The sequence below is a fragment of the Pandoraea pneumonica genome (assembly GCF_902459645.1).
Classification (GTDB): domain Bacteria; phylum Pseudomonadota; class Gammaproteobacteria; order Burkholderiales; family Burkholderiaceae; genus Pandoraea; species Pandoraea pneumonica.
The window spans coordinates 254,768-281,636 of sequence record NZ_CABPSK010000004.1 but is presented as its reverse complement, the minus strand read 5'-3'; the positions used below and the strand labels follow the sequence as shown (position 1 = coordinate 281,636).

General features: G+C 63.9%; 24 protein-coding genes. 21 read left to right on the top strand and 3 right to left on the bottom strand.

Annotated features, from left to right (window positions below):
* Positions 1–44 precede the first annotated feature (44 nt).
* The 14 genes from PPN31114_RS20485 (at position 45) to PPN31114_RS20420 (ending at position 15,495) form a co-directional block, all read left to right on the top strand.
* Positions 45–1,211 carry a porin gene (locus PPN31114_RS20485; RefSeq protein WP_150681367.1) on the top strand — a complete coding sequence of 389 codons (1,167 nt, stop codon included), beginning with the start codon at positions 45–47 and terminating at the stop codon, positions 1,209–1,211.
* Between the two features lie 186 nt (positions 1,212–1,397).
* Positions 1,398–2,195 (top strand): GntR family transcriptional regulator, encoded by a 798-nt coding sequence (locus PPN31114_RS20480; protein ID WP_150681366.1) that lies wholly within the window; start codon positions 1,398–1,400, stop codon positions 2,193–2,195.
* A 67-nt stretch (positions 2,196–2,262) separates the two neighbouring features.
* Positions 2,263–3,474 carry an ABC transporter substrate-binding protein gene (locus PPN31114_RS20475; protein ID WP_150681365.1) on the top strand — a complete coding sequence of 404 codons (1,212 nt, stop codon included), beginning with the start codon at positions 2,263–2,265 and terminating at the stop codon, positions 3,472–3,474.
* Positions 3,475–3,478: 4 nt separating this feature from the next.
* A complete protein-coding gene (locus PPN31114_RS20470; protein ID WP_150681364.1) occupies positions 3,479–4,351 on the top strand; it encodes a branched-chain amino acid ABC transporter permease in 873 nt (290 codons plus the stop codon).
* Between the two features lie 30 nt (positions 4,352–4,381).
* Entirely contained in the window at positions 4,382–5,431 is a 1,050-nt protein-coding gene (locus PPN31114_RS20465; RefSeq protein ID WP_150681363.1) for a branched-chain amino acid ABC transporter permease, read from the top strand.
* Positions 5,424–6,209 (top strand): ABC transporter ATP-binding protein, encoded by a 786-nt coding sequence (locus tag PPN31114_RS20460; RefSeq protein WP_150681362.1) that lies wholly within the window; start codon positions 5,424–5,426, stop codon positions 6,207–6,209. Before PPN31114_RS20465 ends, PPN31114_RS20460 begins: the two co-directional genes overlap by 8 nt.
* Complete coding sequence (locus PPN31114_RS20455) at positions 6,206–6,916, top strand: ABC transporter ATP-binding protein (RefSeq protein WP_150681361.1); 711 nt, start codon at positions 6,206–6,208, stop codon at positions 6,914–6,916. Before PPN31114_RS20460 ends, PPN31114_RS20455 begins: the two co-directional genes overlap by 4 nt.
* A gap of 10 nt (positions 6,917–6,926) precedes the next feature.
* Positions 6,927–8,189, top strand: coding sequence for a 3-isopropylmalate dehydratase large subunit (locus PPN31114_RS20450; protein ID WP_150681360.1), 1,263 nt, complete (start codon positions 6,927–6,929; stop codon positions 8,187–8,189).
* 46 nt (positions 8,190–8,235) lie between these two features.
* Positions 8,236–8,784, top strand: coding sequence for a LeuD/DmdB family oxidoreductase small subunit (locus tag PPN31114_RS20445; protein WP_150681359.1), 549 nt, complete (start codon positions 8,236–8,238; stop codon positions 8,782–8,784).
* The gene (locus tag PPN31114_RS20440) at positions 8,778–10,493 is read left to right on the top strand and encodes a hydantoinase B/oxoprolinase family protein (RefSeq protein ID WP_150681358.1); all 1,716 of its coding nucleotides are present in this window, start codon (positions 8,778–8,780) and stop codon (positions 10,491–10,493) included. Before PPN31114_RS20445 ends, PPN31114_RS20440 begins: the two co-directional genes overlap by 7 nt.
* The gene (locus PPN31114_RS20435) at positions 10,490–12,559 is read left to right on the top strand and encodes a hydantoinase/oxoprolinase family protein (RefSeq protein ID WP_150681357.1); all 2,070 of its coding nucleotides are present in this window, start codon (positions 10,490–10,492) and stop codon (positions 12,557–12,559) included. The genes PPN31114_RS20440 and PPN31114_RS20435 overlap by 4 nt, the downstream gene beginning before the upstream one ends.
* A gap of 28 nt (positions 12,560–12,587) precedes the next feature.
* Positions 12,588–13,205, top strand: coding sequence for a cysteine hydrolase family protein (locus tag PPN31114_RS20430; protein ID WP_150681356.1), 618 nt, complete (start codon positions 12,588–12,590; stop codon positions 13,203–13,205).
* Positions 13,202–14,635 carry an FAD-dependent oxidoreductase gene (locus PPN31114_RS20425; protein WP_150681355.1) on the top strand — a complete coding sequence of 478 codons (1,434 nt, stop codon included), beginning with the start codon at positions 13,202–13,204 and terminating at the stop codon, positions 14,633–14,635. Before PPN31114_RS20430 ends, PPN31114_RS20425 begins: the two co-directional genes overlap by 4 nt.
* Entirely contained in the window at positions 14,632–15,495 is an 864-nt protein-coding gene (locus tag PPN31114_RS20420) for an isocitrate lyase/PEP mutase family protein (RefSeq protein ID WP_150681354.1), read from the top strand. Before PPN31114_RS20425 ends, PPN31114_RS20420 begins: the two co-directional genes overlap by 4 nt.
* A 125-nt stretch (positions 15,496–15,620) precedes the next feature.
* Here PPN31114_RS20420 and PPN31114_RS20415 read toward each other — a convergent pair whose 3' ends face one another.
* On the bottom strand, positions 15,621–16,844 hold the full coding sequence (locus PPN31114_RS20415) for a CaiB/BaiF CoA transferase family protein (RefSeq protein ID WP_150681353.1): 1,224 nt from the start codon (positions 16,842–16,844) through the stop codon (positions 15,621–15,623).
* 244 nt (positions 16,845–17,088) lie between these two features.
* Between PPN31114_RS20415 and alaS the strand changes: the two genes are divergently transcribed.
* The 5 genes from alaS to PPN31114_RS20390 all read left to right on the top strand — a co-directional run bounded on the left by alaS (position 17,089) and on the right by PPN31114_RS20390 (position 23,436).
* The gene (alaS, locus tag PPN31114_RS20410; RefSeq protein ID WP_150681352.1) at positions 17,089–19,713 is read left to right on the top strand and encodes an alanine--tRNA ligase; all 2,625 of its coding nucleotides are present in this window, start codon (positions 17,089–17,091) and stop codon (positions 19,711–19,713) included.
* Between the two features lie 244 nt (positions 19,714–19,957).
* Entirely contained in the window at positions 19,958–21,196 is a 1,239-nt protein-coding gene (locus PPN31114_RS20405; protein ID WP_150681351.1) for a YbfB/YjiJ family MFS transporter, read from the top strand.
* A gap of 24 nt (positions 21,197–21,220) precedes the next feature.
* The gene (locus PPN31114_RS20400) at positions 21,221–21,991 is read left to right on the top strand and encodes a class II aldolase/adducin family protein (protein ID WP_150681350.1); all 771 of its coding nucleotides are present in this window, start codon (positions 21,221–21,223) and stop codon (positions 21,989–21,991) included.
* 41 nt (positions 21,992–22,032) lie between these two features.
* Positions 22,033–22,227, top strand: a complete 195-nt coding sequence (locus tag PPN31114_RS20395) for a 4-oxalocrotonate tautomerase (RefSeq protein ID WP_087686856.1) — start codon at positions 22,033–22,035, stop codon at positions 22,225–22,227.
* Between the two features lie 63 nt (positions 22,228–22,290).
* Positions 22,291–23,436, top strand: a complete 1,146-nt coding sequence (locus PPN31114_RS20390; protein ID WP_246182666.1) for a threonine aldolase family protein — start codon at positions 22,291–22,293, stop codon at positions 23,434–23,436.
* Positions 23,437–23,440: 4 nt separating this feature from the next.
* Here the strand turns inward: PPN31114_RS20390 and PPN31114_RS20385 are convergent, their stop codons facing one another.
* Positions 23,441–24,772 (bottom strand): chloride channel protein, encoded by a 1,332-nt coding sequence (locus tag PPN31114_RS20385; protein ID WP_370865911.1) that lies wholly within the window; start codon positions 24,770–24,772, stop codon positions 23,441–23,443.
* Positions 24,773–24,979: 207 nt separating this feature from the next.
* On the opposite strand from PPN31114_RS20385, the gene PPN31114_RS20380 reads away from it, so the two are divergent.
* Both PPN31114_RS20380 and PPN31114_RS20375 read left to right on the top strand, forming a co-directional pair.
* Positions 24,980–25,510, top strand: a complete 531-nt coding sequence (locus PPN31114_RS20380) for an NUDIX domain-containing protein (RefSeq protein ID WP_150681349.1) — start codon at positions 24,980–24,982, stop codon at positions 25,508–25,510.
* 158 nt (positions 25,511–25,668) lie between these two features.
* The gene (locus PPN31114_RS20375; RefSeq protein ID WP_058380179.1) at positions 25,669–25,896 is read left to right on the top strand and encodes a sulfurtransferase TusA family protein; all 228 of its coding nucleotides are present in this window, start codon (positions 25,669–25,671) and stop codon (positions 25,894–25,896) included.
* Between the two features lie 74 nt (positions 25,897–25,970).
* Here PPN31114_RS20375 and galU read toward each other — a convergent pair whose 3' ends face one another.
* A complete protein-coding gene (gene galU / locus PPN31114_RS20370; RefSeq protein ID WP_150681348.1) occupies positions 25,971–26,855 on the bottom strand; it encodes a UTP--glucose-1-phosphate uridylyltransferase GalU in 885 nt (294 codons plus the stop codon).
* Positions 26,856–26,869 lie beyond the last annotated feature (14 nt).

Genomic DNA, 26,869 nt, shown 5'->3' with positions numbered 1-26,869 from the left:
CGTGGGGCACTGTTTTCTTCAACAAAAGAAAGACGCCAAGCCTCATGACGCACATCACACGCAAAACGCTGCCGCTCGCCAGCGCCGCACTGCTTCTCGCGACATCCGCAGCACCCGCCTTCGCCCAATCGAGCGTCACGCTCTACGGGGTGATCGAAGCCGCCATCGTGTCACAAAATCACGCCAGCCCGACAGGCGGCCGTGTCGTCTCGGTCAACCAAGCCGGCGAAGGCTTCCTGTCGGCAAGCCGTTTCGGCCTACAAGGCATCGAAGACCTCGGCGGCGGAACGAAGGCGCGCTTCGTGCTCGAAAACGGCTTCAACTCACAGGCCGGTACCTTCGATCAACAAGGGCAACTGTTCGGCCGTCAGGCGTTCGTCGCCTTGCAAGGCGTGTGGGGCGAAGTCGCACTGGGACGCCAATACACCGGCGCAGTCGTCGCCATCTCGATGGTCGATCCGATTTTCATCGGCGCGCCGCCCACCAACTCGTGGCTCGTCTATCTCACCGGCCAGCGCTTCAACAACGCACTGACCTGGACGAAGAAATTCGGCCCCTTCGGCGTGAACCTGCAATACGCGCTAGGCGGCATCGCAGGGCAGGCCTCGGCGCGCTCGTCGGCATCGGGCGGTCTGTCGTGGGAGCAGAACGGCAATGTCTTCACCGGCCAGTTGCAGCAAACGCACGACTCGCAAAGCCGCACGGCGAAAACCTGGTCGCTCGGCGCAAAGGTGAGCTACGGCCAGTGGAAATTCCACGCTGATTATCTGCAAAGCCAACGCGATCCGGGCTTCGACGTCACCAACGGCGGCGTCGACTACGCCTCGATCACCAACATGAGTACCGCGGCCACGCCCACGACTGTCGCTGCCATCGGCTCGGTGTTCTCCGCCGCGCGTCGCGATCAATTCTTCACGCTCGGGGCGAGCTATCTGCTCAATCCATCGTGGCAATTCATCGTGGCGTACATGCAGGACAACACGAGCGCCGTGAACTTCAGCGGCAAACGCCAGACGGTCTACGGGGTGGTCGACTACTTCTTCTCGAAACGCACCGACGTGTACTTCGCGACAGCGTATGAGCGGGTCGACGGCGGCTGGTCCGGCCTCTTCGGCACGACAACGACGAACTGGACCGGCGGTAACGGGGTGAAGCTCAACGGCTACGACAACCAGATGAGCTATTACGTCGGGCTGCGTCATCGCTTCTGATGGCCCAGAAAACGCATGCGGCGCAGCATCGAAAATGCTGCGCCGCATGATGAAACCCCTTGCTGTGCCTGCGTTTGCCGCGTTCGCGTAGAGATTCCGAAATAGCTTAGGTGTTTTCCCGATAGGACATTTTGTCTGTCCATTTGTTCTATTGACCGGACATTATGACACTTCCAGAATCGCCGCATGGATACCCCACTACCGCTTCCGAAGTACCACCAGATCTACCTCGTGCTGCGCGAACAATTGCAGGAGGGGCGTTTCGACCGGGACGGTGTGCCGGGCGAACATCTTCTGGCCGATCAGTTCGGTGTCGCACGCATCACGATTCGCAAGGCCATGGAAATGCTCGTGGCTGACGGACTCGTGATCCGGCGCCCGGGGCTAGGCACCTGGCCCTTGCATGCCGGGCAACGCACCGGCGGTGCCATGGCAGGCATCTCGCGCGAAAAGGCACACCTCACGGGCCTGCTCGAGAACATCGTCAATATGGGTTTGCGCACCACCGTGTCGGTGCTGGAATCGTCACTGGTCGGGGCCAGCGACGCCGTGGCCGACGCCCTCGCGCTCGCCCCAGGCGCGCCGGTCTACAAGAGCATTCGTGTGCGCAGCACGCAGGCCGGACCGCTCTCGTACATCACGACGCACGTGCCCGAGGGCATTGCCCAAATCAATCGCGAAGAACTCGAGCGCAAGCCGCTGCTCATGCTCCTCGAAGAGGCCGGTGTCGAGCTCGGCGGCGCGACCCAAACCATTTCTGCGCGTCTGGCCGATGCCGTCGTAGCGCGCCATCTCGACATTGCCGTCGGCTCCGCGTTGCTCGCGGTCACGCGCCTCGTGCGCGACGTTGCCGACCGCCCGGTGCAACTGCTGCAAGGCCTGTATCGCCCCGATCGCTACCAGTACCAGCTTCAGCTCTCGCGCGTTGGCGACATCGACGCCAAGGTCTGGGTCAGCGAAGAACTATCCGCGCAATTCCACTGATTCACTGCTTGCCCTTGCTTTCCCCTGCTGACCCTTGCCGACCCTTGTTAAGCCCGGAGAATCGTCCATGAGTTCGCGTCGCACGTTCCTGCGTCAGTCCACCGCCCTGGCCGCGCTTGCCGCCGCCACCACCGCGCCTTGGGCCGCGCGCGCCGCCGGTAAGCCGATCAAGATCGGCGTGCTGCACCCGGTCACCGGTGCGCTCGCCTATTCGGGCCAGCAGTGCCGCCTCGGTGCGTTGCTCGCCATCGAAGATATCAACGCCGCCGGTGGCATCAAGTCGCTCGGCGGCGCGCCGATCGAAGCCGTGCTCGGCGACGCACAGTCGCGTCCGGAAGCCGGGTCGGCCGAAGTGGAGAAGATGAACGAAGCGGGCGTCTCGGCGATCGTCGGCGCGTACGCGTCGGCCATTTGTCTCGCGACGACGCAAACGGCGGCGAAATACGGCCTGCCGCACGTGGTGGATGTGGGCGTCGCCGATCAGATCGTCGAGCGCGGTCTCACGAATACGTTCCGCTTCGGCCCGGGATATCGCATGTGCTCGATGCGCGCGGTCGACGACCTGGCGGCGCTCAACGACGCCGCTGGCAAGCCCGCCAAAACCGTGATGATCGTGCACGAAGAGTCGCTCTTCGGCACGGGCACGGCGGCTTTGCTGCAAAAGGAACTGCCGGCACGTGGCTTCGAAGTCAAAGAGGTCATCAAGCACGCCAACCCGACGCGCGACTTCAACAACATCGTGCTGCGTATGCGCTCGGTGAACCCGGACATCGTGATTCCGGCGAACTACTACAACGAGTACGCGCTGCTGCTGCGCGCGATGAAGCAACAGAAAATCCGCCCGAAAGCGATTTACTCGGTGCTGGGCGGTGCCGCATCGAGCTACAAGTTCTTGAAGGAATTCCCTGACATTGCCGACGGCATCATCGATTGCAACCACTGGTTCAATCCGAAAGATGCCCGCGTGGCCTCGCTCAAGAAGCGCACGGAAGCCAAGGGCGCATTCTTCAGCTACGAAGTCTTCATGACGTACACGGCGATGATGCTGCTGGCCGACGCCATCGAGCACGCCAAATCGGTCGATCGCGCCGCGATCACCGCAGCGCTCTCGGCAAGCACGTTCAAAGATCACCTGATGCCCTACGGCCCGACGAAATTCGTGAACGGTCAGAACACGGGCGCACAGCCGCTGCTCACGCAAGTCTCAGGCGGCGACATCAAGGTGATTCTGCCGGACAGCTACCGCCAGGTCGCCCCGGTCTTCCCGCTCAAGGCCTGACGCGATGCTCGACCCGGTCATTCTGCTCTCGGCCCTGCTCAACGGGCTGACGACCGGCGCGGTGTATGCCCTCATCGCGCTCGGTCTCACGCTGGTCTACGGCGTGCTGCACATCATCAACTTCGCCCACGGCGCAGCGCTCATGGTGGCGCTGTACGCCGTCTGGCTGCTGCGCGAGAAGCTGGGCATCGACCCCTACGTGGCGCTGCCGTTCGTCACACTCGGCATGTTTGCCCTCGGTTACGCGTTGCAGCGCGTGGTGATCGAGCGGGCGAGCCACGGCAAGGACGAGAACATTCTGCTCGTCACGCTCGGCTTGGCCATCGTGCTGGAGAATCTCGCGCTCGTGTGGTTCAAGTCGGACACCCACACCATCGACACGCCGTACACGCTCGCCACCGTCGATATCGGTCCGGTCATGTTGGCGGTGCCGAAGCTGATTGCCTTCGGCGGTGCGCTGGCCACGGCCGCCATCCTGTTCTGGATCATGCAAGCCACCGACCTCGGCCGTGCGATTCGTGCGGTCGCCAAAGAAAAGCACGGCGCGAAGCTCATGGGCATCGACGTGGAGCGCGTGTATGCGGTGTCGTTCGGCATCGGCATGGCTTGCGTGGGCGCGGCGGCGTGCTTCCTGCTGCCGACGTACTACGTCAACCCGCAAGTCGGCGGCGGCTTCGTGCTGGTGGCATTCACGATCGTCGTGCTCGGCGGCATGGGCAGCTTCACCGGCGCCCTCGTCGGCGGATTGCTCATCGGCGTGGTCGAGTCGCTCGGCGGCCTGTGGCTCGGCGATTCGCTCGGCCAAATGGGCATCTTCGCCATTTTCATCATCGTCGTGCTGCTGCGTCCGCAGGGGCTGTTCGGTGCGCGCGCCTAAGGAGCCTACAGACATGTGCAGGAGCAAACGATGAAGGATCTTCGATTAATTGTGCTGTTCGGTGTCGTCGTCGCGGGGTTGCTCGTGACGTTGCAGTCGGGCGTTTGGCTGTCGTTTCTGATGATGACGCTCTACACCGTGCTGCTCTCCCAGTCGTGGAACATTCTGGGCGGTTTTGGCGGGCAACTGTCGTTCGGGCACGCGTTGTTCTTCGGCGTGGGGGCCTACGCGCAGGCCATTGCGCAACTGCAATGGGGATGGAACCCGTGGCTCGCGATGCCGTTCGCGATTGCGATGGGCACGCTCGTCGCTGTGGTCGTCGGTGCCGTGACGTTCCGCTACGGCCTCAAAGGCTCGTACTTCGCGCTGGTGACGCTGGCGTTTGCCGAGGTGTTTCGCATTCTCGCCGTCTCGCTGCCGTTCACCGGTGCGGGCGTCGGCTTGATGGTGCCGCTGCATCAAAGCGCCGGGAATCTGCAATTTGCATCGCCGCGCGGCTACGCGTTCGTGTTGCTGACGTTCGTGATGGGCGCCTTGCTGGTCACCGCATGGCTGCGCCATTCGCGTTTTGGCGCGTGGTTGCAGGCCGTGCGTGACAACGAAAGCGCGGCGCGTGCGGTTGGTGTCAATCCGCTGCGCGTGAAGCTCGGTGCCATCGCGTTGTCGGGGGCGTTCATGAGTGCGGCAGGCGTTTGCTATGTGCAGATGTTCCAGTACATCGACGCGGGCATCGCGTTCGGTTCGACCATTTCGGTCGAGGCGCTGGTGGGCGTGATCGTCGGCGGTCTGGGCACGTTGTGGGGGCCGGTGCTGGGCGCGGCTGCGCTTTACACGCTCGGCGAACTCACGCGCAACCTGTTCGGCGAGTTGCCCGGCCTCTCGATGGTGATCTACGGCGCGGTGCTGATTCTGATCGTGATGTTCCTGCCGCGCGGCATTACCGGCGCCGGGGCTTCGGTGCGCCGTGCGCTGGGGATGGGGAAAGAGGGCAGCGCCAAGTCGCCCGCAGACGGCACGTTCCGCGCAAGCGACAACAGCGTCGGCAGCGTCGCAGCAAGTAAGGAGAAGGCCCGTGTCTGACGCCTTGTTGAAAGCCGAGGGTTTATCGATCACGTTCGGCGGCCTGAAGGCCGTGCAGGATGTCAGCCTGAGCATTCGGCCGGGCACGCTCACCGCGCTCGTAGGGCCGAACGGTGCCGGGAAAACCACGCTGTTCGGTTTGCTCTCGGGGTTTCTGACGCCGACGGCCGGACGCGTCGAGTTTCAAGGGCGCGACATCACCGGGCAGGCGCCATTCGTGACGGCGCGTCAGGGGCTCACGCGCACCTTCCAGATCGTGCAGCCGTTCGGCGCGCAAACCGTGCGCGAGAACATCGCCGTGGGCGCGCATCTCCATCAGGGCAATCGCCGTGCAGCGTTGCGCGAAGCCGAGGCGATCGCCGTTCAAACGAATCTGCAAGCGCAGTTGGACAAACCGGCCGCAGACCTCACCGTGTGCGGGCGCAAACGTCTGGAACTCGCGCGTGCGCTGGCCACCCGGCCGCGCTTGTTGTTGCTCGACGAAGTGCTCGCCGGGCTGAACCCGAGTGAGATCGACGAAATGATTCCCGTGGTGCGCGAGATCGCGGCAAGCGGTGTGACGGTGCTCATGATCGAGCACGTGATGCGCGCCGTGATGAGTCTGGCCGAACACGTGTGGGTGCTAGCGCAGGGCAAGCTGATCGCGGCGGGCACGCCGCAGGAAGTGACGTCCGATCCGGCCGTGGTCGAAGCCTATCTGGGCCACGGCACGGCGGCTCGGCTCGCTGCACAGGCGGCAAATGCGGCACAGGCTGCACAGGCCGGAGGTGCCCAATGAGCCATTTGCTCGAAGTCGAAGGCCTGCGCACGGGCTATGGCCGCGTGGAGGTGCTGCGCGGTGTCGACCTGACGGTGGGTGAGGGCGAGATCGTGGTGCTGCTCGGCAGCAACGGTGCGGGCAAGTCGACGCTGAACAACACGCTCTCGGGCATCAATCCGGTCTGGGCGGGGCGCGTGCGCTTCGACGGTCACGACCTGACCGGCCGCCACTACCGCGAGGTGGTCAAGGCCGGGTTGATTCAGGTGCCCGAGGGACGCCGCATTTTCCCGAACTTGAGCGTGCGTGAAAACCTGGCGCTGGGCGCGTTCGCACGAGGCCGTGCCGATCGCGAGCGCAGTCTGGAACGCATGCTCGACCTGTTCCCGCGTCTGCGCGAGCGCATCGCACAGCCTGCTGGGACGATGTCCGGCGGCGAACAACAAATGCTCGCCATCGGACGCGGGCTGATGGCCGAGCCGCGACTGCTGATTCTCGACGAGCCGTCGCTGGGCCTCTCGCCGCTCATGGTCGAAGAGCTGTTCGCCCTGATCGCACGTTTGCAACGCGATGGCCTGTCGATCTTGCTCGTCGAGCAAAACGTGGGGCAGTCGCTCGAAACCGGCCAGCGTGGCTACGTGCTGGAGAACGGCTCGATCCGTCACAGCGGCACGTGCGCGCAGTTGCTCGCGAGCAGCGAGCTGCGCCGTGCTTATCTCGGAATGTAAGGGACTTACCGTGGCGCAAACTCTGACGCAAAAGCTGCTTGCCGCCGCCTGCGGGCGGGCCGAAGTAGCGGTAGGCGAGATCGTGACCTGCCGGGTCGATCTCGCGATGTTTCACGACTCCAGCGGCCCGCGCCGTCTGCAACCGATGCTCGAATCGCTCGGCGCGCAACTGTGGGACAAATCGAAGGTCGTGCTGGTCATCGACCACTACGTGCCGGAATCCGACGACGAATCGCGTCGCATCGTGCGTATCGCCCGCGATTGGGCCCAAGCGCAGGCGCTGCCCAATGTGTACGACTCGGTCGGTATTTGCCACGTAGTTGTGCCCGAACACGGGCATCTTCGCCCGGGCATGTTCTGCGTGGGTGGCGATTCGCATTCGCCGACCGGCGGTGCGTTCGGTGCCTATATGTTCGGTATCGGCAGTACGGAAATGCTGGGCGTGGCGGTGTCGGGCGAAATCTGGGTCAAGGTGCCCTCGACGATTCAAATGCGCTGGGACGGGCGCTTGACCGACGGTGTGACGGCCAAGGACATGATGCTGCACATGATCGGCCGCTTCGGCATGAACGGCGGCCGCTATCAGGCCATCGAGTTCTGCGGCGAAGCCGTGCGCGCGCTGTCGATGCAAGAGCGGATGACGCTCTCGAACATGAGCGCCGAACTGGGTTCGCAAGTGGGCCTCGTCGCGCCGGATGCGACGACCGTCGACTATTTGCGCTCGGTCGGTGTTACCGACGCCATCGACGTCGAGCGCTGGCAGAGCGACGCCGGTGCCGAGGCCGAAGTGCACACGTTCGATGCCAGTACGCTCGCGCCGCAGGTTGCCGCGCCGCATAGCCCTGCCAATACGCGCTCGATCGATGCCTTTGCCGATATCCCCGTCGACGTGGCGTATCTGGGCGCATGCACCGGCGCGAAGCTGGAAGATTTGCGCGCGGCGGCGCGAGTGCTCAAGGGGCGTCGCGTTGCGGACGGTATGCGCTTCGTCGTGGCACCGGCCTCGGCGCGCGATCAGGCACAGGCCGCGCGCGAAGGCGTGATGGACGTGCTGGTGGCCGCTGGTGCCCAAGTGCTGGCTAATACGTGCGGCGCTTGCGCGGGCTATGGCGGCTCGATCCCCGAGGGGGCCACTGTGATGTCGAGCACCGCGCGCAACTTCAAGGGGCGCATGGGCGCCGAGACCGCGCAGGTTTACCTCGGTTCGCCCTATGCGGTGGCCGCTGCCGCGCTCACGGGCCGCATTGCCGATCCGCGCGATGTCCTCGCCTGAACTTGCGCCTGAACCCGCGCTTGAACCCGATTCTTCAACCCCACTCATGACATTGCCAACGTCTTCTTCCGACGCACTTGCCGCCGTCCATCGCACGTGGGTGGTGGGCGCAGACATCGACACCGATGCGCTCGCCCCGGGTGCCTATATGAAATTCGGCATCGATGAAATCGCCCGCCATTGCCTGCATCGCGTGCGCCCCGAATTCGCCGCGCAGGTCCAGCCGGGCGACGTCCTCGTGGCCGGGCCGAACTTCGGCATCGGCTCGTCGCGCGAACAGGCGGCCGCCGCGCTCGTGCATCTGGGCGTGCGCGCGGTCATCGCGCCGTCGTTCAACGGTCTTTATTTCCGCAACGCCTTCAACGTGGGGCTGTTGCTGCTTACCTGCGCCGACGCGCAGTGCATCGCCGAGGGCGAAACCCTGCGGCTGGCACCTCGCGACGGCTTTATCGAACGCGCCGACGGCAGCCGCCTCGCTTGCGAGAACGTGCCCGGCTTCCTGCTCGACATGGTCGACGCAGGCGGCCTGCTCAATCTGCTCAAGCAGCGCAGTTCGACATCTCACGCGACACCTAACGGAGTTTCTTCATGCTAGATCCCGTCACCCTGGCGGTCCTCAAGGGCCGGCTGGAGCAGATCGCCGACGAAATGGACGCGACGCTCTACCGCAGTGCTTTCAACCCGATCATTGCCGAAGCGCACGACGCCTGCCACGGCATCTACGACGCCGCCACCGGCGCCACGCTCGTGCAAGGCAAGTCGGGCCTGCCGGTCTTCGTCGGCGCCATGGCCTTCGCCGTGCAGGCGGCGGCCCGCGCGGCTGCCGAGCGCGGCGGCATGGTCGAGGGCGACGTGTGGCTCTTCAACGATCCGTACGAAGGCGGCACCCACGCCAACGACTTCAAGCTGGTGCGTCCTGTGTTTCGCAACGGCGAGCTGTATTGCTTCTTGGCATCGGCGGCACATTGGCACGACGTGGGCGGTGCCGTGCCGGGTAACTACAACCCGGCGGCGACCGAATGCTGGCAAGAAGCCGTGCAAATTCCGCCGGTGCGTATTCTCCGGCGCGGTGAACTCGATGCCGACGTGTTGGCCATTCTCAAAGCGAACACCCGCTTGCCCGATAGCCTCTGGGGCGATCTGAACGGGCAGTTGGCGGCGCTGGAACTCGGCGCACGACGCCTTGCCGACCTGCTCGACGAGTATGGCGACAGCACCGTGCAAGACGCGCTGGCGCAGCTTCGCGAACGTGCCGTGAAACTCATGCGCGCCCATGTGACGGCGCTGCCCGACGGCGAATACACCTATCGCGACACGCTCGACAACGACGGCGTGCGTGACGTGCCGCTGACCATTGCGCTACGCATGCGCGTGGCGGGCGACACGTTGACGCTGGACTTCACCGGCACGTCCCCGGCTTGCATGGGGCCCGTCAACATCTCGCGCGCCACGGCGATTGCGGCGTGCTATGTCGCGCTCAAGCATCTGTTCCCCGATGTCCCGGCCAATGCCGGTGTGCTCGATGCCGTGAAGTTCGAACTGCCCGAAGGTCTGCTGATCTCGGCGCAACGCCCGCGTCCGGTCGGCGGCTACACCGAAACCATTCTGCGCATGATCGACGTGATCTTCTGCGCGATGGCGCAAGCCGCACCCGAGCGGGCGATGGCGCAGGCCTACGGCACGATCAACGCGTTGTCGATTGCGGGCTATCGCACAGACGCCGCGCGCAAAGGCCAGCGTTGGGTGATGTTCAGCTTCTTCGGCGGCGGCCACGGCGGGCATAGCGACGGCGATGGCCTCTCGCACGGCAACGCGCCGATTTCGACGGCGACGATTCCGCCGGTCGAGATTCTGGAAGCCGCGTATCCGGTGCGATTTACCCAATGGGCCCTGCGCCCCGATTCGGCGGGCGACGGCGAGCATCGCGGCGGCTTAGGCGCTATTTACGAAATCGAACTGCTGGAAGACAGCGCGGAAGCTTTCGTCTTTGGCGAGCGCGGACGCTCGGCCCCGCAGGGCATTGCCGGTGGCGAAGCGTCGGTGCCGAACGTCTTTCAGTATCAGAACGAAGGCGAGTGGCATACGCCGCCGATGGCCTCGAAGATGCTCGGCATCAAGCTCGCACGTGGTGAACGCGTTCGCCTTGAAACGCCGGGCGGCGGTGGGTACGGCGACCCGGCCCGCCGTGATGCGCAGGCACGGGCACACGATCAGGCAATGGGGTATGTGACAAACGCGGTGAAAAGCGCAGGTGTGGGCAAGCAAGCCACCACCGGCAACGCAACGAAGGAGCAACAGGCATGAGCGCAGCAGCTACCCCGAACCCCTCGCTGGTCGTCGGTGTCGACGTCGGCGGGACGTTTACCGATCTGTTCGTGCTCGATGAAGCGGCGGGTGTCGCGCGCATCGTCAAAGTGCCGTCCACGCGTGGCGAAGAGGCACGCGGTTTTATGAACGGTATCGAACGTGTTGAATCGGCCGGTCGTGGCGGTGCGGCAGCCATTGCCACCATCGTGCACGGCACCACGGTGGGCACCAACGCGCTGCTGGAGCGCAAGGTGGCCCGCACCGGCATCATCACGACGACCGGCTTTCGCGACGTGCTGGAAATGCGCCGCCGCGACCGGCCAGCCACATGGGGGCTGCGCGGCAACTTCACCCCCATCGTGCCGCGCGATCTGCGTCTGGAAGTCGACGAGCGCGTGTTGGCCGACGGCTCGATTCACACCGACGTCGACATCGCACAAGTGGAAGCGGCCGCCCGCGCACTGCTTGCCGCTGGTTGCGAAGCTGTTTGTGTGTTTTTCGTGAATGCATACGCTAACCCCGTCAACGAGCAACGCGCCGTGGCGGCAGTGCGCGCGATCTGGCCCAACGGCAACGTGACGGCGGCGACCGAAGTGCTGCCCGAAATTCGTGAGTTCGAGCGCTGCTCGACGGCGACCCTCAATGCATCGCTGCAACCGGTGGTCGGCGGCTATCTCACGCGTCTGGCGCGTGATTTGCAGACGCAAGGTTTCGACGGCGAACTGCTGGTCGTGCAAAGCAACGGCGGCATCATGTCGCGCGAGACGGCGAGCGATGTACCGGTTCGCACCGCACTCTCCGGCCCAGCGGCAGGGGTGATCGCTTGTGCAGCCATCGCACGCGCCGCGGGCTTTCCGAATGTGGTGACGGGCGATATGGGTGGCACGTCGTTCGATGTGTCGCTGGTGGCCGGTGGTGAGGCGTCGCTCTCGGCGCAAACGTCGATCGAGTTCGGCATGGTCGTGCGCTCGCCGATGATTCAGATCGAAACGATTGGTGCGGGCGGCGGCTCGATTGCGTCGGTCGATGCAGGCGGTCTGCTGCAAGTTGGCCCGGAATCGGCGGGCAGCATTCCGGGGCCGGCGTGCTACGGGCGCGGCAACCTTCGCCCCACGGTGACCGACGCCAATGTGCTGCTCGGCCGTATCGCTGCCGACCGTCCGCTGGGCGGCGGCTTGCTGGGCAAGCTCGACAGCGGGCTTTCGGCACAAGCCATCGGTAAGCACGTGGCCGAACCGCTGGGCATCGATGCCTACGCGGCCGCCGAAGCGATTCTCACGGTTGCCAACGCGAAGATGGCCGGGGCGATTCGTCTGGTGTCGATCGAGCGTGGCCACGATCCGCGCCAGTTCGCCTATATGCCGTTTGGCGGCGGTGGCGCGCTGCACGTGTGCGCAATGATGCGCGAAGTGGGCACCACCACCGGCATCGTGCCGCGCTATCCGGGCGTGACGTCGGCGCTGGGTTGCGTGATTGCCGATATGCGTCACGACAGCGTGCAGACGCTCAACCAGCCGCTGGCGGCGCTCGATATGGACGACCTCGTGGCGCGCGTCGAAGCGTTGCAGGTCGCGTGTCAGCAACGCCTCGACTCGGCAGGCGTGCGCTTCGACGCCGTGCGCGAAATCATCGAACTCGACATGCTTTATGTCGGCCAGAGCCACACGGTGCGTGTGCCGGTGGCGCGCGAGGCGCTGCATCGCGAGGGCATCGCGCAAGCGTTCGAGACCGCGTATCGCGAAGCCTTTGGCCGCGCGCTCGACGGCATTGCCGTGCGCATCATGAATCTGCGCTATGCCCGCATCGGTGTGCGCCCGAAGTTCGATCTCGGGGTGCTGGCGCCGCAAGCCGTTGAGATGCCGTCGTCGCTCGGCACGCAGCGCGTTTATCACGCTGGGCAGTGGTGGGACGCGGCACGTTTTGCCCGTCTCGATTTGCCGGTGGGCGCAAGCGTCGCCGGTCCGGCGATTCTCGAGCAGTCGGACACGACGATTTGGCTCGAACCGGGGTTCTCGGGGCGTGTGGACGCGCTGGGCAACCTCCTCATCACGCGCGAAGCGTGAACGCCATGCGAGTCACGGGAGCTACGTCATGAGCCAAGCCAACGCCCTCGATGTCGCGCGTACCGCGCTCGTCATCGTCGATTTGCAGAACGATTTCATTACCCCCGGCGGCGCTTACGACCGGGGCGGCGCTGCCACGGCGCAGGCACAGGCGCTGCCTGCGCGTATTGCGCCAATTGCACGCTCGCTCAAGTCGGCAGGCGGTTTTGTCGCCGCGAGCCAGTTCACTCTCTGGCCCGATGCGCAGGGCGAGCCGATGATCTCGCCCCATTTGAAACAACTGCGGCCGTTTTTGCGGCGCGGCGATTTTGTGGCCGGGTCGACGGGCCACGCGACGGTCGCATCGCTCGCTGAACACGTGGATGTCTCGGTGTGGAAGGTCGCGTATTCGGCGTTTTTCAACACGCAACTCGACTGGGTGTTGCGCCGTGCGGGCATCGAAACGGTCGCGGTCTGCGGCATCGTGACCAACGGCGGCGTGGCCAGCACCGCGCGCGATGCACACATGCGCGACTATCGCGTGCTGGTGCTCTCAGACGGCTGTGCCGCGCCGACGCCGGCGGCACACGACGCGGCGCTGGCCGATCTGCGCACGGTCGGTGAGATCGTCACTTGTGAGGCCTTCGCGGGCCGGATCGCAGCATGAGCGCGCCGCTCGCACCCGTGATTCGCAAGGGACGCCCGCCCGTCGACGACTTGCCGCAGCTAAGCGTGGTGATCGTGGGGGCGGGGGCTTGCGGGCTGACGGCCGCTCTTGTCTTGCAGGACGCCGGAATCGACTGCGTGCTGCTGGAGCGCGACGCCGTGCCGAGCGGGTCGACAGCACTGTCGTCGGGCTTTATCCCGGCGGCGGGCAGCGAGGCGCAACGGGCGGCGGCTATCGACGATAGTCCGGCACAGTTCGCGCACGACATCTTGCGCAAGACGGAAGGCACGGCGGCCGCGCATCTGGTGAACGCCTACGCGCGGGCGTCAGGACCAGCGATGGACGCCTTGGCGCGCCACGGTCTGAAGTTCGAAATTCTCGACGGGTTTTTGTACCCGGGGCATAGCGTGCGTCGCATGCATAGCCTGCCGGAGCGTACCGGCGCGGCGCTGATGGCCGCGCTTGAGCGCGCCGTGCAGGCCACCGATGCGCCGGTGCTGACGCGAACCTTGGTGCGCGAGCTCTGGGTGGACGACGACGGCCGCGTGAGCGCCGTGGGCGGTGTGCGCCCGGACGGCGCGATGGAGTATTTGGGCTGTGACATGCTGCTGCTCGCTTGCAACGGCTTCGGCGGTAACGCCGCGCTGAGAGGCGAATTGCTGCCCGAAATGGCGCAAGCCGTCTACGGCGGTCACGACGGCAACGACGGCAGCGCGCTCCTTTGGGGCCAAGCGCTGGGGGCGGCACAGGCTGACCTTGGCGGTTATCAGGGGCATGGTTCGTGGGCATCGCCGCACGGCGTGCTGATTTCGTGGGCCGTCATCATGGATGGCGGCGTACAGATCAATCGCGACGGCAAACGCTTTCACGACGAAACGCACGGCTATTCCGAAGCGGCGGTGAATGTGCTGGCACAGCCGGGGGGTGTCGCGTGGAATGTGTTCGATGCGCAGACGCTGGCGCTGGCGCGCACGTTCCCCGATTTCCAAGAGGCCGAGGCCGTAGGTGCGCTCAAAACATGTGCCGATATCGATGCACTTGCCGCCCTCATCGGATGCGACGTGCAGACGTTGCGTGCGACGTTGGCGGGCATTGCACCGGATGTCACTGCTAATGACGGCCGTCGTTTTTCCCGCACGCTGGATGCGCCGTATTACGCCGTAAAAGTCACCGGCGCGCTGTTTCACACGCAGGGCGGCCTCGATATCGATGCCCAATGCCGCGTATTGCACCCGGACGGCACGCCGTTCCCGAATTTGCTCGCCGCAGGCGGGGCCGCACGCGGCGTGTCAGGGAATGCCGTGTGGGGCTATTTGTCCGGTAACGGGCTGCTCTCGGCGGTCGCGGGCGGTTACCTCGCGGCGAAGACGGCCATCGATGCGTTGTCCGGCGTGACTGCCGTACCCCATTCAAAGGAGATTTCCGAATGACGCTGTCGTCATCTCTCAAACACCGGCTGGGCGAAGGCGTGCTGCTCGCGCCGGGCGTGTACGACGCCTTGTCGGCGCTGATCGCAGAACAAGCCGGTTTCGAAGCGCTTTATCTTTCGGGCGCGTCGATTGCCTATACCCGGCTGGGTCGCTCGGACATCGGTCTGACGACATATCCGGAAGTGGAAGACACACTCGCGCGCATCGCGGAACGTGTGTCCGTGCCGGTGATCGTCGACGCCGATACGGGCTTCGGCAACGCGCTCAACGTCAAGCGCACCGTGCGCGGCTTCGAGCGCGCGGGGGCCGCGATGATTCAACTGGAAGACCAGACGTTCCCGAAACGTTGCGGGCATCTGGATGGCAAAGGTGTGGTGAGTGTGCAGGAGATGACGGGCAAAGTGCGCGCTGCCGTAGATGCGCGTCACGATGCCCGGACGCTCATTCTCGCGCGCACCGACGCGGTGGCCGTCGAAGGTCTCGACGCCGCGCTCGATCGCGCCGAGCAGTATCTGGAAGCCGGTGCGGACGCGTTGTTTATCGAAGCGCTGCGCACGACGGAGCAGATGGAAGCGGCGTGCAAACGCTTCGCCGGACGTGTGCCGTTGCTCGCCAACATGGTGGAGGGCGGCAAAACCCCGGTGCAAAGTGCGCAGGTGTTGGCGGATATCGGCTTTCGGATCGTCATCTTCCCGGGCGGCACGGCGCGTGCCGTGGCGCACACGTTGCAGGGCTATTACGCCAATTTGCATACGCAAGGCACGACGGCAGCATGGCGTGAGCGCATGCTCGATTTCGACGGACTCAATGCTGTGATCGGCACGCCGGAATTGCTCGCAGAGGGGAAGCGGTACGAGTAAGCGGAATGTGTGGGGCGCTCGCGAGGCATCGATGCGGGCGCGGCACTGAAAGTATCGGCGCGTGACGTGGGTCGCGTTGGTGGGCGGGCCCGTCGCGGATGACTTCGCGACGGGCCTTTTTCACATCAGACGATGCCGCTCTCGCGCAGGGCGGCAATCTCCGCGTCGTCGAAGCCCAGGCGTTCGCGCAGGATGTCGTCGCTGTGCTGTCCGAGCGTGGGCGGTGCGGTGCGGGCGACCGGCGGGGTTTCGCTCATCTTCATCGGGCTGGCAACGAGGCGCGCGACACCCCCCGACGGGTGCGGCAACTCGACGGCCATCTCGCGTGCGACGACCTGCGGGTGCGCAAACACTTCAGGCAGCGTATTGATCGGCCCGCACGGCACGCCTGCGGCTTCGAGCTTGTCGATCCAAACGTCTTTGCCGAACTTGCGCACCATCTCCGCGAGGATCGGCACCAACACTTCGCGATGGCGCACGCGCGACGGATTGGTCGCAAACCGGGCGTCGTCGGCAAGCGCCGCTTCGCCACCGGCTTCCACGAACTTGCGGAACTGACCGTCGTTGCCCACGGCGACGATGATCCAGCCGTCGTCTCCCGTCTGGAACGTCTGATACGGCACGATGTTCGGATGCGCATTGCCCCAGCGCACGGGGGCCTTCTCGCTGGCGAGATAGTTGGTGTTCATGTTGGCGAGCATGGCGACTTGCGTGTCGAGCAGCGCCATGTCGATGTACTGACCGACGCCGGTGCGGTCGCGGTGGGTGAGGGCGGCCATGATCGCGAGGCTGGCGTACATGCCGGTCATCAGGTCGGCAATGGCCACACCGGCCTTTTGCGGACCGCCGCCGGGCAGGCCGTCGCGCTCGCCCGTGATGCTCATGAAGCCGCCGATGCCTTGGATGATGAAGTCGTATCCGGCACGCGAGGCATGCGGGCCGTTTTGGCCGAAGCCGGTGACGGAGCAATAGACGAGATCGGGTTTGACGGCTTTGAGCGACGCATAGTCCAGACCGTATTTCGCGAGCTGGCCCACTTTGTAGTTCTCGACGACGACATCGCTTTGCGCGGCCAGCGCACGCACGATGGCCTGCCCTTCGGGGCGCGAGATGTCGAGCGTCAGCGAGCGCTTGTTGCGATTCGCCGCAAGGTAGTACGCGGCTTCGGCCGTGTCGTTGCCGTCGGCGTCGCGCTGGTAGGGCGGGCCCCAACTGCGGGTGTCGTCGCCCACACCGGGGCGCTCGACCTTGATCACGTCCGCACCCAGATCGGCCAGATTCTGCGTGGCCCACGGCCCGGCCAGCACACGTGAAAGGTCCAGTACCCGGATATGACTCAGCGCGCCCATCGTGATCTCTCTCCTTGATCGCTTCGCACCGCGACGGCGTTGTACGTCGCGTGCGAAACATTGTTTTGCAATGCGGAACTTGTGGCGAAGAGTCTATGGCGGAGAAACCGCGTCTGACTAGCGCCGTTTCGCACTGCGGTTGGCGCGCCAACGCTGTGTGGGTGCCGATTTCCCGTATAATCAAAAGTTTGCAAAATATCCCGCCAGGCGCAGCCGGCCCGGCCCCCACGCTCTCAAGCACGCTATGAAAGTCGCAGACATTCGGGAAAAATTTCTTAACTTCTTCGAGTCGAAGGGCCACACGATCGTGCGCTCGTCGAGTCTCGTTCCGTCCAATGACCCCACGCTGCTGTTCACGAACTCCGGCATGGTGCAGTTCAAGGACGTGTTCCTCGGGCTCGAGTCGCGCCCGTACAAGCGTGCGACCACCGCGCAGCGCAGCGTGCGCGCCGGCGGCAAGCACAACGACCTAGAGAACGTGGGCTACACCGCCCGTCACCATACGTTCTTCGAAATGCTGGGCAACTTCTCGTTCGGCGACTACTTCAAGCGCGAAGCGATTCAGTACGCGTGGGAGTTGCTGACCACCGTCTACAAGCTGCCCAAGGACAAGCTCTGGGTCACCGTCTATCAAGAAGACGATGAAGCCTACGACATCTGGGCCAAGGAAGTCGGCGTGCCGACCGAGCGCATCATCCGCATCGGCGACAACAAGGGCGCGCGCTACGCGTCGGATAACTTCTGGCAAATGGCCGATACCGGCCCGTGCGGTCCGTGCTCGGAAATCTTCTTCGATCACGGTGCCGATGTGTGGGGTGGCCCGCCGGGATCGCCTGAGGAAGACGGCGACCGCTACATCGAGATCTGGAATCTCGTGTTCATGCAGTTCAACCGTGACGAGCAGGGCAATATGACGCCGCTGCCCAAGCCGTGTGTCGACACCGGTATGGGCCTGGAGCGTATCGCTGCCGTGCTCCAGCACGTGCACAGCAACTACGAAATCGACCTGTTCCAGCACCTGATCAAGGCCGCTGGCCGTGAGACTAGTGTGACCGATCTCACCGCGAACTCGCTCAAGGTGATTGCCGATCACATCCGCGCTTGCTCGTTCCTGATCGTCGACGGCGTGATTCCGGGCAATGAAGGCCGCGGCTATGTGCTGCGCCGTATCATCCGCCGCGCGATTCGCCACGGTTACAAGCTGGGCCGCAAGCAACCGTTCTTCTACAAGCTGGTGCCGGATCTGGTGGCCGAGATGGGCGTGGCCTATCCGGAACTGGCGGCGGCACAGCAACGCGTGACCGACGTGCTCAAGCAGGAAGAAGAGCGCTTTGGCGAAACCATCGAGAACGGCATGGAGATTCTCGAAGGCGCGCTGGCCGATCTGGCCAAGCGCGGCGTGACGACGCTCGACGGCGAACTCGCGTTCAAGCTGCACGATACGTATGGCTTCCCGCTCGATCTGACGGCCGACGTTTGCCGCGAGCGCAGCATCTCGGTCGACGAAGCCGGTTTCGACGCCGCTATGGCACGCCAGCGCGAGCAGGCGCGCGCTGCGGGCAAGTTCAAGATGGCCACGGCGCTGGAATACGACGGCGACAAGACGCGTTTCCAAGGCTATGACCAACTCGTGCTCGAAGGCGCGAAGGTCACGGCGCTGTATGTCGACGGCACGAGCGTGACGTCGATGAAGGCCGGTCAGCAAGGTATCGTCGTGCTCGACACCACGCCGTTCTACGCGGAATCGGGCGGTCAGGTGGGCGATCAAGGCTTGATCACCACGTCGGGCGCACGCTTCGGTGTGTCGGATACGCAAAAGATTCAAGCCGACGTCTTCGGCCACTACGGCAAGCTCGAATCGGGCGAGTTGAAAGTGGGCGAGGCGGTGACGGCACAGGTCGACGCCGTGCGCCGTGCGCGCACCGTGCGTAATCACTCGGCCACTCACCTGATGCACAAGGCATTGCGTGAAGTGCTCGGCGGCCACGTGCAGCAAAAGGGCTCGCTGGTCGACGCCGACAAGACGCGCTTCGACTTCGCCCATAACGCGGCGATGACGGCCGACGAAATCCGTCGCGTGGAAGACATCGTCAACGCGGAAGTGCTGGCCAATGCGCCGACGCAAGCCGCGCTGATGTCGTTCGACGACGCGGTCAAGGGCGGTGCGATGGCACTCTTCGGCGAGAAGTACGGCGACGAAGTGCGCGTTCTCGACATCGGTTCCTCGCGCGAACTGTGCGGCGGTACGCACGTGACGCGCACGGGCGATATCGGTCTGTTCAAGATCGTGATGGAAGGCGGTGTGGCTGCCGGTATCCGCCGTGTGGAAGCCATCACCGGTGACAACTCGGTGCGCTTCGTGCAGAAGCTCGACGATCAGGTCAACGAAGCCGCTGCTGCGCTCAAGACGCAACCGGCTGAACTGACGCCGCGTATCGTGCAGGTGCAGGAGCAGGTCAAGTCGCTGGAAAAGGAACTGGCCGCGCTCAAGTCGAAGCTGGCATCGAGCCAAGGCGACGAACTGGCCGAACAAGCCGTGGACGTGAACGGTCTGAAGGTGTTGGCTGCGCAGTTGGAAGGCGCCGACGTCAAGACGCTGCGCGAGACGATGGACAAGCTCAAGGACAAGCTCAAGAGCGCCGCTATCGTGCTGGCGGCCGTCGAAGGCGGCAAGGTCAGCCTGATCGCTGGCGTGACGGCCGATGCCACGGGCAAGGTCAAGGCGGGCGAGTTGGTCAACTTTGTCGCGCAGCAAGTCGGCGGCAAGGGCGGTGGCCGTCCCGACATGGCGCAGGCTGGCGGCACCGATCCGTCGCAACTGCCGCAGGCGCTGGCCGGTGTGCAGGGCTGGGTGGCTGGCAAGCTGTAATTCTCCTCAGCCGGTAGTTTTTGCAAACGCGCGCTTCGGCGCGCGTTTTGCATGGTGGCGCCGGATTTGCGGCAGTCCTGTTTAGGTCTCGTCGCCCGTGGGTTTTCAATTGCCCCTCGCCTTGCAGGGGAACCATCGCATGGCGTGATGTTTTCCATGTAAAGTATTCGCCACGACAGCACGCGCATCGCGGCACTGGTTTGCGCGTTTATCCGATACACCCGTTCGCGGGTCAGCCAACGCCATGTCAGCCACTCTCGCCGATTCCGCTCGTACTGCCTCATCGCGTCAGCCGTCACCTGAGCGTGCCGCGTGGCGCATCGCGCTGTCGTGCATGCTTGCCTTGTCGATTGCCATGGGCATCGGGCGCTTTGCGTTCACGCCAATGTTGCCGCTCATGCTGCATGAGCAACTGGTCGACATTCAACACGGTAGCTGGCTCGCCTCGCTTAACTACGCAGGCTATTTCGTCGGCGCACTCTCGTGCATGTGGCTGCGCTTCACCCCCACGTTTCTGATTCGCTTCGCGCTGGCCGCGACGGTGGTGCTTACGCTCGCGATGGGGCTGCTGGAGTCGTTCGTCGTGTGGGCGATCGTGCGCACGCTCGCGGGCGTGATGAGCGCTTGGGCCATGGTGTTCTCGGCAGGCTGGGGCTTTCGCAAGCTGGGCGAGTTGCGCATGCCGAGTCTGGGCGGCGTGATTTTCGCGGGGCCGGGCGCAGGTATTGTGGTGACGGGTTTGCTCGCCAGTTTGAACACGGCGATCGGCTGGCCAGCACGTGGCGGCTGGTTGTTGTGCGGCGTGCTCGCGCTCGTGTTGCTTGCGGTCATCTGGCGCACGTTCGCGGCCGATGCGCCGGTCGCAGCCAAACCGGACGGGGATGCGGCAACGCATGCCGCACCGCACGCTGTTAATCACGGCAGTGGTGAGAACGTCATTCCGATCACGGTGTTCTACAGTTTTGCTGGCTTCGGTTACATCATCACCGCCACCTTCCTGCCAGTGATCGCGCGCCACGCCTTGCCCGGCTCGCCGTGGCCCGATCTGTTTTTCCCGCTGCTCGGCCTGATGGTGATTCCCGGCGCGATCATCGGCGCGCGTGCCCCTATCACATGGGATAACCGGCTGTTGCTCGCCGCTTGTTACGTGATGCAGGGCATTGGCGTGGGCATTGGGATCGTGCTGCCGAATGTGGTCGGCTTTGCGCTGGGCAGTGTGCTCGTCGGCTTGCCGTTCACGGCGATTACCGTCTATGCGGTGCGCGAGTGTCGTCGGCTGCGTGGGGACAATGCCAATGGCCTGATCGGGCTGGTGACGGCATCCTATGGCATCGGGCAGATCGTGGGGCCGCTGGTCGCCGCCCCGTTGGTCGAGTCGACCGGCAGCTTCACGGCGGCGCTGTTGTGCGCGACAGCGGTGCTGGTGCTGGGTGCCGTGGGCTTCGTCTGGGACTGGCGGCGCTCGCTGGATCGCGCCCCCTGATTCTTTCTCCGCGGAGCATTTCACATGGCTTTCACATTGCAGGCGGGCCGCAAGGCTGCCACGGGCACGAGCGACGCCGAGCGGCGCATGCGTGTCGATCTCGCGGCATGCTATCGGCTCGCGGCGATGCACGGCTGGGACGACCTCATCTACACCCACATCTCGGCCATGGTGCCGGGCGAGCCGGGGCACTTTCTGATCAATCCGTTTGGGCTGGCATTCGACGAAGTGACGGCGTCCAATCTCGTGAAGATCACGATGGACGGCGAGATTGTCGGCGAGAGCGAATATCCGGTGAATGTCACCGGTTTTGCGCTGCACGGCGCGGTGCATGCCGCGCGACCGGATGCGGTTTGCGTCATGCATCTGCACAACACAGCGGGCATCGCCGTCTCGATTCAACCGCATGGTTTGCTGCCGATCTCGCAGCACGCGCTGCGTTTTCATGAACGCATCGGCTATCACGACTATGAAGGGCTGTCGTTTTCGCCGTCGGAAGGCGAGCGGCTGGTGGCGTCGTTAGGTGCGTATCCGGCGATGCTCCTGCGCAATCACGGCACGCTGACCGTCGGGCGCACGGTCGCCGAAGCCTTCGTGCTGATGGCCACACTCATCAAAGCCTGCGAGATTCAATTGCAGGCGCTCGTGGGCGGTGCGCCGCCTTACCTGCCCAGCGCTGCGGTACAAGACAAGACTGCCGTGCAACTCGAAGACGGTGGTGCCATCGAGGGGGAACTGGAATGGCCCGCGTTGCTGCGCAAACTCGATAGAATGGACGGCTCGTTTCGCGATTGATTGCCGCGGGCGATGACAACAACACAAGGAGAGAGATAGCAATGCCAACGTTTCACGTCGAGTTGTTCGAGGGCCGTACGGTCGATCAAAAGCGCGCTTTCGTGAAGGCCGTGACCGCCGCAGCGGTCGAGACCCTCGGTTGCACGCCGGAGTCGGTCGACATCATCATCACCGATACCAAACGCGAAAACTGGGCCACGGGCGGCACGCTCTGGTCGGATCCGCGTCCCGAGTAAGCGGGCCAACAAGGCCAAGGTCGGGGATCGACGGGCGATCCCCGTTGTACTGAAGAGGTCGTCATGTCGCAACACCCCGCCAATTCTTCCCATTCATCTGCTTCATCTGCATCGGCTGCGTCTGTCAGTGCTTCAGCACAGCCGCAGGCAGATGTGCCGCAACACTTCGCCTCAGATAACTACGCAGGCATTTGCCCCGAAGCGCTGCACTATCTCACCGAAGCGAATGCCAGCGGTCATGAAGTGGCCTACGGCGACGACACCTGGACGCAGCGCGTTTGCGATGGCGTGCGCACGCTGTTCGATACCGATTGCGAAGTCTTCTTCGTGTTCAACGGCACAGCAGCCAATTCGCTGGCGCTCGCCTCGCTCTCGCAGTCGTACCACTCGGTGATTTGTCATGAACTGGCGCACGTCGAGACGGACGAGTGCGGCGGCCCCGAGTTCTTTTCCAATGGCGCCAAGCTGCTCACTGCGCGTGGACGCGAGAACAACGGCAAGCTCACGCCGGACGCCGTCGAGTCGGTGATTAGCCGCCGTTCAGATATTCACTTCCCCAAGCCCAAGGTGGTCACGCTCACGCAGGCCACGGAAGTTGGCACGGTGTATTCCGTAGACGAAGTGAAGGCGATTACCGCTGTCGCCAAGCGGCGCAATCTGCGCGTGCATATGGATGGCGCGCGCTTCGCGAATGCGGTGGCAACGCTGGGCTGCCATCCGGGCGATGTGACGTGGCGCGCCGGTGTGGACATGCTGTGTTTCGGCGGCACCAAGAACGGGCTGCCGGTGGGCGAGGCGGTGGTGTTTTTCAACCGTGCGCTGGCGGAAGATTTTGCGTATCGCGTGAAGCAGGCCGGGCAGTTGGCGTCGAAGATGCGCTTCATTTCCGCGCCGTGGCTGGGCATGCTCGAGAACGATGTCTGGCTGCGCAATGCGCGCCATGCGAACGCGATGGCGCAGTTGCTGGCGCAGCGCATTCGCGACGTGCCCGGTGTGTCGATCATGTTCGAGACGCAAGCCAACGCGGTGTTTGCCGAGTTGCCGCTGCACGTGATCGAGGCACTGCGCGCGAAGGGCTGGAAGTTCTACACGTTCATTGGCGCGGGCGGCTGCCGCTTCATGTGCGCGTGGGATACGCGGCCGGAGACGGTCGAGCGTCTCGCGGCCGATATTCGTGAACTGAGTCGCGAACTGAGTGTGAAAGGCTAACCGTTCACGCCTGCTTTGGCGCTGCCGTCTCCGACGGGAGAAAACGGTGGGCGAGCGTGTGATAGAACGACGGCGAGAAGGCTTTCGAGACTTGCGTCGCGAGCAGTGCGACGGCCATGAGAGGAATCACCATCTGGTGGCCGTCGATCATCTCCATGACGATCACGAACGACGTGATCGGCGATTGGGTCACAGCGGCCAGATAGCCCACCATGCACAGCGCGGCCATGGCCGGTAGCGGCACCACAGACGTGATATGCGACAACACGTTGCCCAGCCCCGCGCCGATCGCCAGCGACGGCGCGAAGATGCCCCCCGGAATGCCCGACAGGTACGACACCGACAGCGCGGCGAATTTCAACAGCGCGTAGAACGGGGAGAGCGCCTGTTGCGACTCGAGCAAGCCGCGCGCTTCGGCATATCCGCTGCCGAAGGTCGTGCCGCCCGATACGATGCCGATCACGGCAATCGCCAAACCGCACAGGAACGCGAAACGCACCGGATGGCCGCGTCGCAGGTTCACGAGCCCGCCGGGCATCCAGCGCGGCACATTGATCATCAGCCAGCAGAAAAGGCCACCGGAGATGCCGGTCAGCACGCTCGCGGCGATCAACACGGGGATGATCGCCCAGTGGAATTCGCTAAGCGCTTTAATCTGCCCAAAGTAGAGATAGTTGCCCTGCAAGCCCAGTGCGACCACGCCGGAGAAGATGATCGCGGTAATCAACGTGCCGCTGTTGCGCGCCACGAAGCTGCGGCTCAATTCCTCGATGGCGAACACCACACCGGCGAGCGGCGTGTTGAAGGCGGCGGCCAGCCCGGCTGCCGCACCGGCCAGCGTCAATTGGCGCTCGATATGCGCACTGCTGCGGCCGTAGCCACGCCGCATCGCATACATGAGCGACGCGCCGATTTGTACCGTCGGACCTTCGCGTCCGATCGTGAAGCCGCACAGGATGCCGAGAAACGACATCGCGATCTTGCCGAACATGATGCGCAGCGTGAGCAGCGACTTCGAGAGACGGCCGTCCTGAAGCGTGGCGATGACTTGCGGAATACCGCTGCCTTCCGAGCCGCGGAAAAAGGTCTGCGTCAGCCAAATAGCGAGCGCTGCGCCCAGCGGCGTGATGATGAGCGGCACCCAAAAGCCGTGCGCCAACATGCGCTGAAATAGCTCGAAGCCGAAATCGATGAACTTCGCATACGCCACCGACACCAGGCCGACGAGCACGGCACCCAGCCAGAACACGCCGTAGTTACGCCATAAGCGGCGCGAGCGATGCGCGCTGGTGCGGGCAATGCGTGCGGGTAGCGAGGCGTTGGGCGTAGCGGCCAGCTTCGGTGGCGGCGCTTCGGATTCGGGAGGGGGTGCAGACGAGGAGGGGGGCGTAGTGTCTGACACGGGGCGCAGTATTGTTGAAAGACGTCGGTCGATTATACGCTTCGGATTTCGGGACACCGGCCCCCGGGCGTCCCGGAAATTACCGAATGTGCAGCGCGTCATGAGTTCAATTAAGATATTCGCATTCGCCGAAGAACGATCATGAACGAACTCATTTTTTGTCCCCGCTGTGCCTCCCCGCTTGATTCGCGTGACGTTGCCGGGCGTATTCGCCGGGCGTGCCCCGACGCTGCTTGTGGTTTCGTCCACTGGGACAATCCGCTGCCCGTCGTCGCGGGACTTGTCGAGTATCGCGGACAAATTCTGCTCGCGCGCAACGCCGCTTGGACGGAAGGCATGTTTGCCCTGATCACCGGCTTTCTCGAGCGCGATGAGACGCCCGAAGACGGTATCCGCCGCGAGATCAAGGAAGAGACCAATCTCGAAACCGATGCGATCTCGCTGCTCGGTGTCTATGAATTCATGCGAAAGAACGAGTTGATCATCGCTTACCACGCCGTGTGCGATGGCGACATTCTGCTCTCGGAGGAACTCGCAGAGTTTCGCCTGGTGAAGCCCGAGCACGTGCGCCCATGGCCGGCAGGCACGGGGCACGCCGTAGCAGAATGGCTGCGTCGGCGGAATTTGCCGGTCGAATACGTGGAGTCGGCGCGATTGTCGATCGCCGGGTAGGTGGACGCGTCAGGGGCACGTCAGGGCCAAGTCAGCGTGCGCGATGCTCGAATGGGATGGGCAACTCAGGATGCGCGCGCGACGACTACGGTAGAATCTTCGTTTCCGGGCGAAGTCCGGTAGACAATACGAATGAGACTCACACGAGGGACATGAGCATGGAATTTCAGAAAGAAGTCGACGCCCGCGGCCTGAATTGCCCGCTGCCGATTCTGCGCGCCAAGAAAGCACTCGCCGACATGCAAAGCGGAGAAGTGCTTCGTATCGTGGCGACCGACCCGGGTTCGGCGCGTGACTTCGCTGCCTTCGCTAAGCAAACCGGCAACGAATTGCTCGAATCGCGTGAAGAAGAGAAGACCTTTTACTTCCTGATGCGCCGCCGTTAAGTCGCTGCGGGCCTCGAAGATAAAAAAAGCCGACGGACATGCCGTCGGCTTTTTTCATTGGGGCAGTCTCGTCGTTAGATGAGATCGCCGTGCGACTCACGCAGGTACTCGCGGAACGCATCCTTCAGTTCCGGGTGGCGCAGCGCAAATTCCACCGTCGCCTTCAAATACCCCAGTTTGCTGCCGCAATCGAAGCGCTTGCCCTTGTAGCGATAGGCCAGCACGACTTCGTCTTGCATCAGCTTCTGAATGGCGTCGGTCAGTTGAATCTCGCCGCCCGAGCCCGGATCGATCTCGCGGATGCAATCGAAAATGCGCGGACGCAGCACATAGCGGCCAACGACACCCAGATTCGACGGTGCGTTTTCCGGCGCCGGCTTCTCGACGATATTCGTCAGCTTGACGATGTCGGTCTCGCCCCACTCGTTGCCCGCGACGATCCCGTACGAGCGGCTTTGCTCGATGGGGATCTCTTCGACGCCGATGATCGAGTTGTGATACTGGTTGTACAGATCGACCATCTGCTTGAGCACGGGCGGCTGGCCGTCGAGCAAGTCGTCCGCGAGGATGACTGCGAACGGCTCGTCGCCCACGAGCTTTTCTGCACACAGCACCGCGTGACCCAGACCGAGTGCCTTGGGCTGACGCACGTAGAAGCAGTCGATATGCGGGGGCTTGATCGAATGCACCACGTCGAGCAGCGCTTGCTTGTTCTTGGCTTCGAGTTCAGCTTCGAGCTCGAAGGCCGTGTCGAAGTGATCTTCGATCGCGCGCTTGTTACGGCCCGTGACGAAAATCATCTCGGTGATACCGGCCGCAGCCGCTTCTTCCACGGCGTACTGAATCAACGGCTTGTCGACGACCGGCAGCATTTCCTTCGGGCTCGCCTTGGTCGCCGGGAGGAATCGAGTGCCGAGACCCGCAACGGGGAAAACGGCCTTGGTTACCACTGTTTTCATTGGTATCTCCCTTC

Bases quoted from the DNA above. Each gene is read 5' to 3' on its own strand.
- PPN31114_RS20380 (WP_150681349.1), top strand. From the start codon at position 24,980: ATGAACGAACTCATTTTTTGTCCCCGCTGTGCCTCCCCGCTTGATTCG.
- PPN31114_RS20480 (WP_150681366.1), top strand. From the start codon at position 1,398: ATGGATACCCCACTACCGCTTCCGAAGTACCACCAGATCTACCTCGTG.
- PPN31114_RS20420 (WP_150681354.1), top strand. From the start codon at position 14,632: ATGACGCTGTCGTCATCTCTCAAACACCGGCTGGGCGAAGGCGTGCTG.
- PPN31114_RS20440 (WP_150681358.1), top strand. From the start codon at position 8,778: ATGCTAGATCCCGTCACCCTGGCGGTCCTCAAGGGCCGGCTGGAGCAG.
- PPN31114_RS20455 (WP_150681361.1), top strand. From the start codon at position 6,206: ATGAGCCATTTGCTCGAAGTCGAAGGCCTGCGCACGGGCTATGGCCGC.
- galU (WP_150681348.1), bottom strand. From the start codon at position 26,855: ATGAAAACAGTGGTAACCAAGGCCGTTTTCCCCGTTGCGGGTCTCGGC.
- PPN31114_RS20475 (WP_150681365.1), top strand. From the start codon at position 2,263: ATGAGTTCGCGTCGCACGTTCCTGCGTCAGTCCACCGCCCTGGCCGCG.
- PPN31114_RS20445 (WP_150681359.1), top strand. From the start codon at position 8,236: ATGACATTGCCAACGTCTTCTTCCGACGCACTTGCCGCCGTCCATCGC.
- PPN31114_RS20435 (WP_150681357.1), top strand. From the start codon at position 10,490: ATGAGCGCAGCAGCTACCCCGAACCCCTCGCTGGTCGTCGGTGTCGAC.
- alaS (WP_150681352.1), top strand. From the start codon at position 17,089: ATGAAAGTCGCAGACATTCGGGAAAAATTTCTTAACTTCTTCGAGTCG.
- PPN31114_RS20415 (WP_150681353.1), bottom strand. From the start codon at position 16,844: ATGGGCGCGCTGAGTCATATCCGGGTACTGGACCTTTCACGTGTGCTG.
- PPN31114_RS20465 (WP_150681363.1), top strand. From the start codon at position 4,382: ATGAAGGATCTTCGATTAATTGTGCTGTTCGGTGTCGTCGTCGCGGGG.
- PPN31114_RS20430 (WP_150681356.1), top strand. From the start codon at position 12,588: ATGAGCCAAGCCAACGCCCTCGATGTCGCGCGTACCGCGCTCGTCATC.
- PPN31114_RS20375 (WP_058380179.1), top strand. From the start codon at position 25,669: ATGGAATTTCAGAAAGAAGTCGACGCCCGCGGCCTGAATTGCCCGCTG.
- PPN31114_RS20470 (WP_150681364.1), top strand. From the start codon at position 3,479: ATGCTCGACCCGGTCATTCTGCTCTCGGCCCTGCTCAACGGGCTGACG.
- PPN31114_RS20400 (WP_150681350.1), top strand. From the start codon at position 21,221: ATGGCTTTCACATTGCAGGCGGGCCGCAAGGCTGCCACGGGCACGAGC.
- PPN31114_RS20485 (WP_150681367.1), top strand. From the start codon at position 45: ATGACGCACATCACACGCAAAACGCTGCCGCTCGCCAGCGCCGCACTG.
- PPN31114_RS20395 (WP_087686856.1), top strand. From the start codon at position 22,033: ATGCCAACGTTTCACGTCGAGTTGTTCGAGGGCCGTACGGTCGATCAA.
- PPN31114_RS20425 (WP_150681355.1), top strand. From the start codon at position 13,202: ATGAGCGCGCCGCTCGCACCCGTGATTCGCAAGGGACGCCCGCCCGTC.
- PPN31114_RS20390 (WP_246182666.1), top strand. From the start codon at position 22,291: ATGTCGCAACACCCCGCCAATTCTTCCCATTCATCTGCTTCATCTGCA.
- PPN31114_RS20405 (WP_150681351.1), top strand. From the start codon at position 19,958: ATGTCAGCCACTCTCGCCGATTCCGCTCGTACTGCCTCATCGCGTCAG.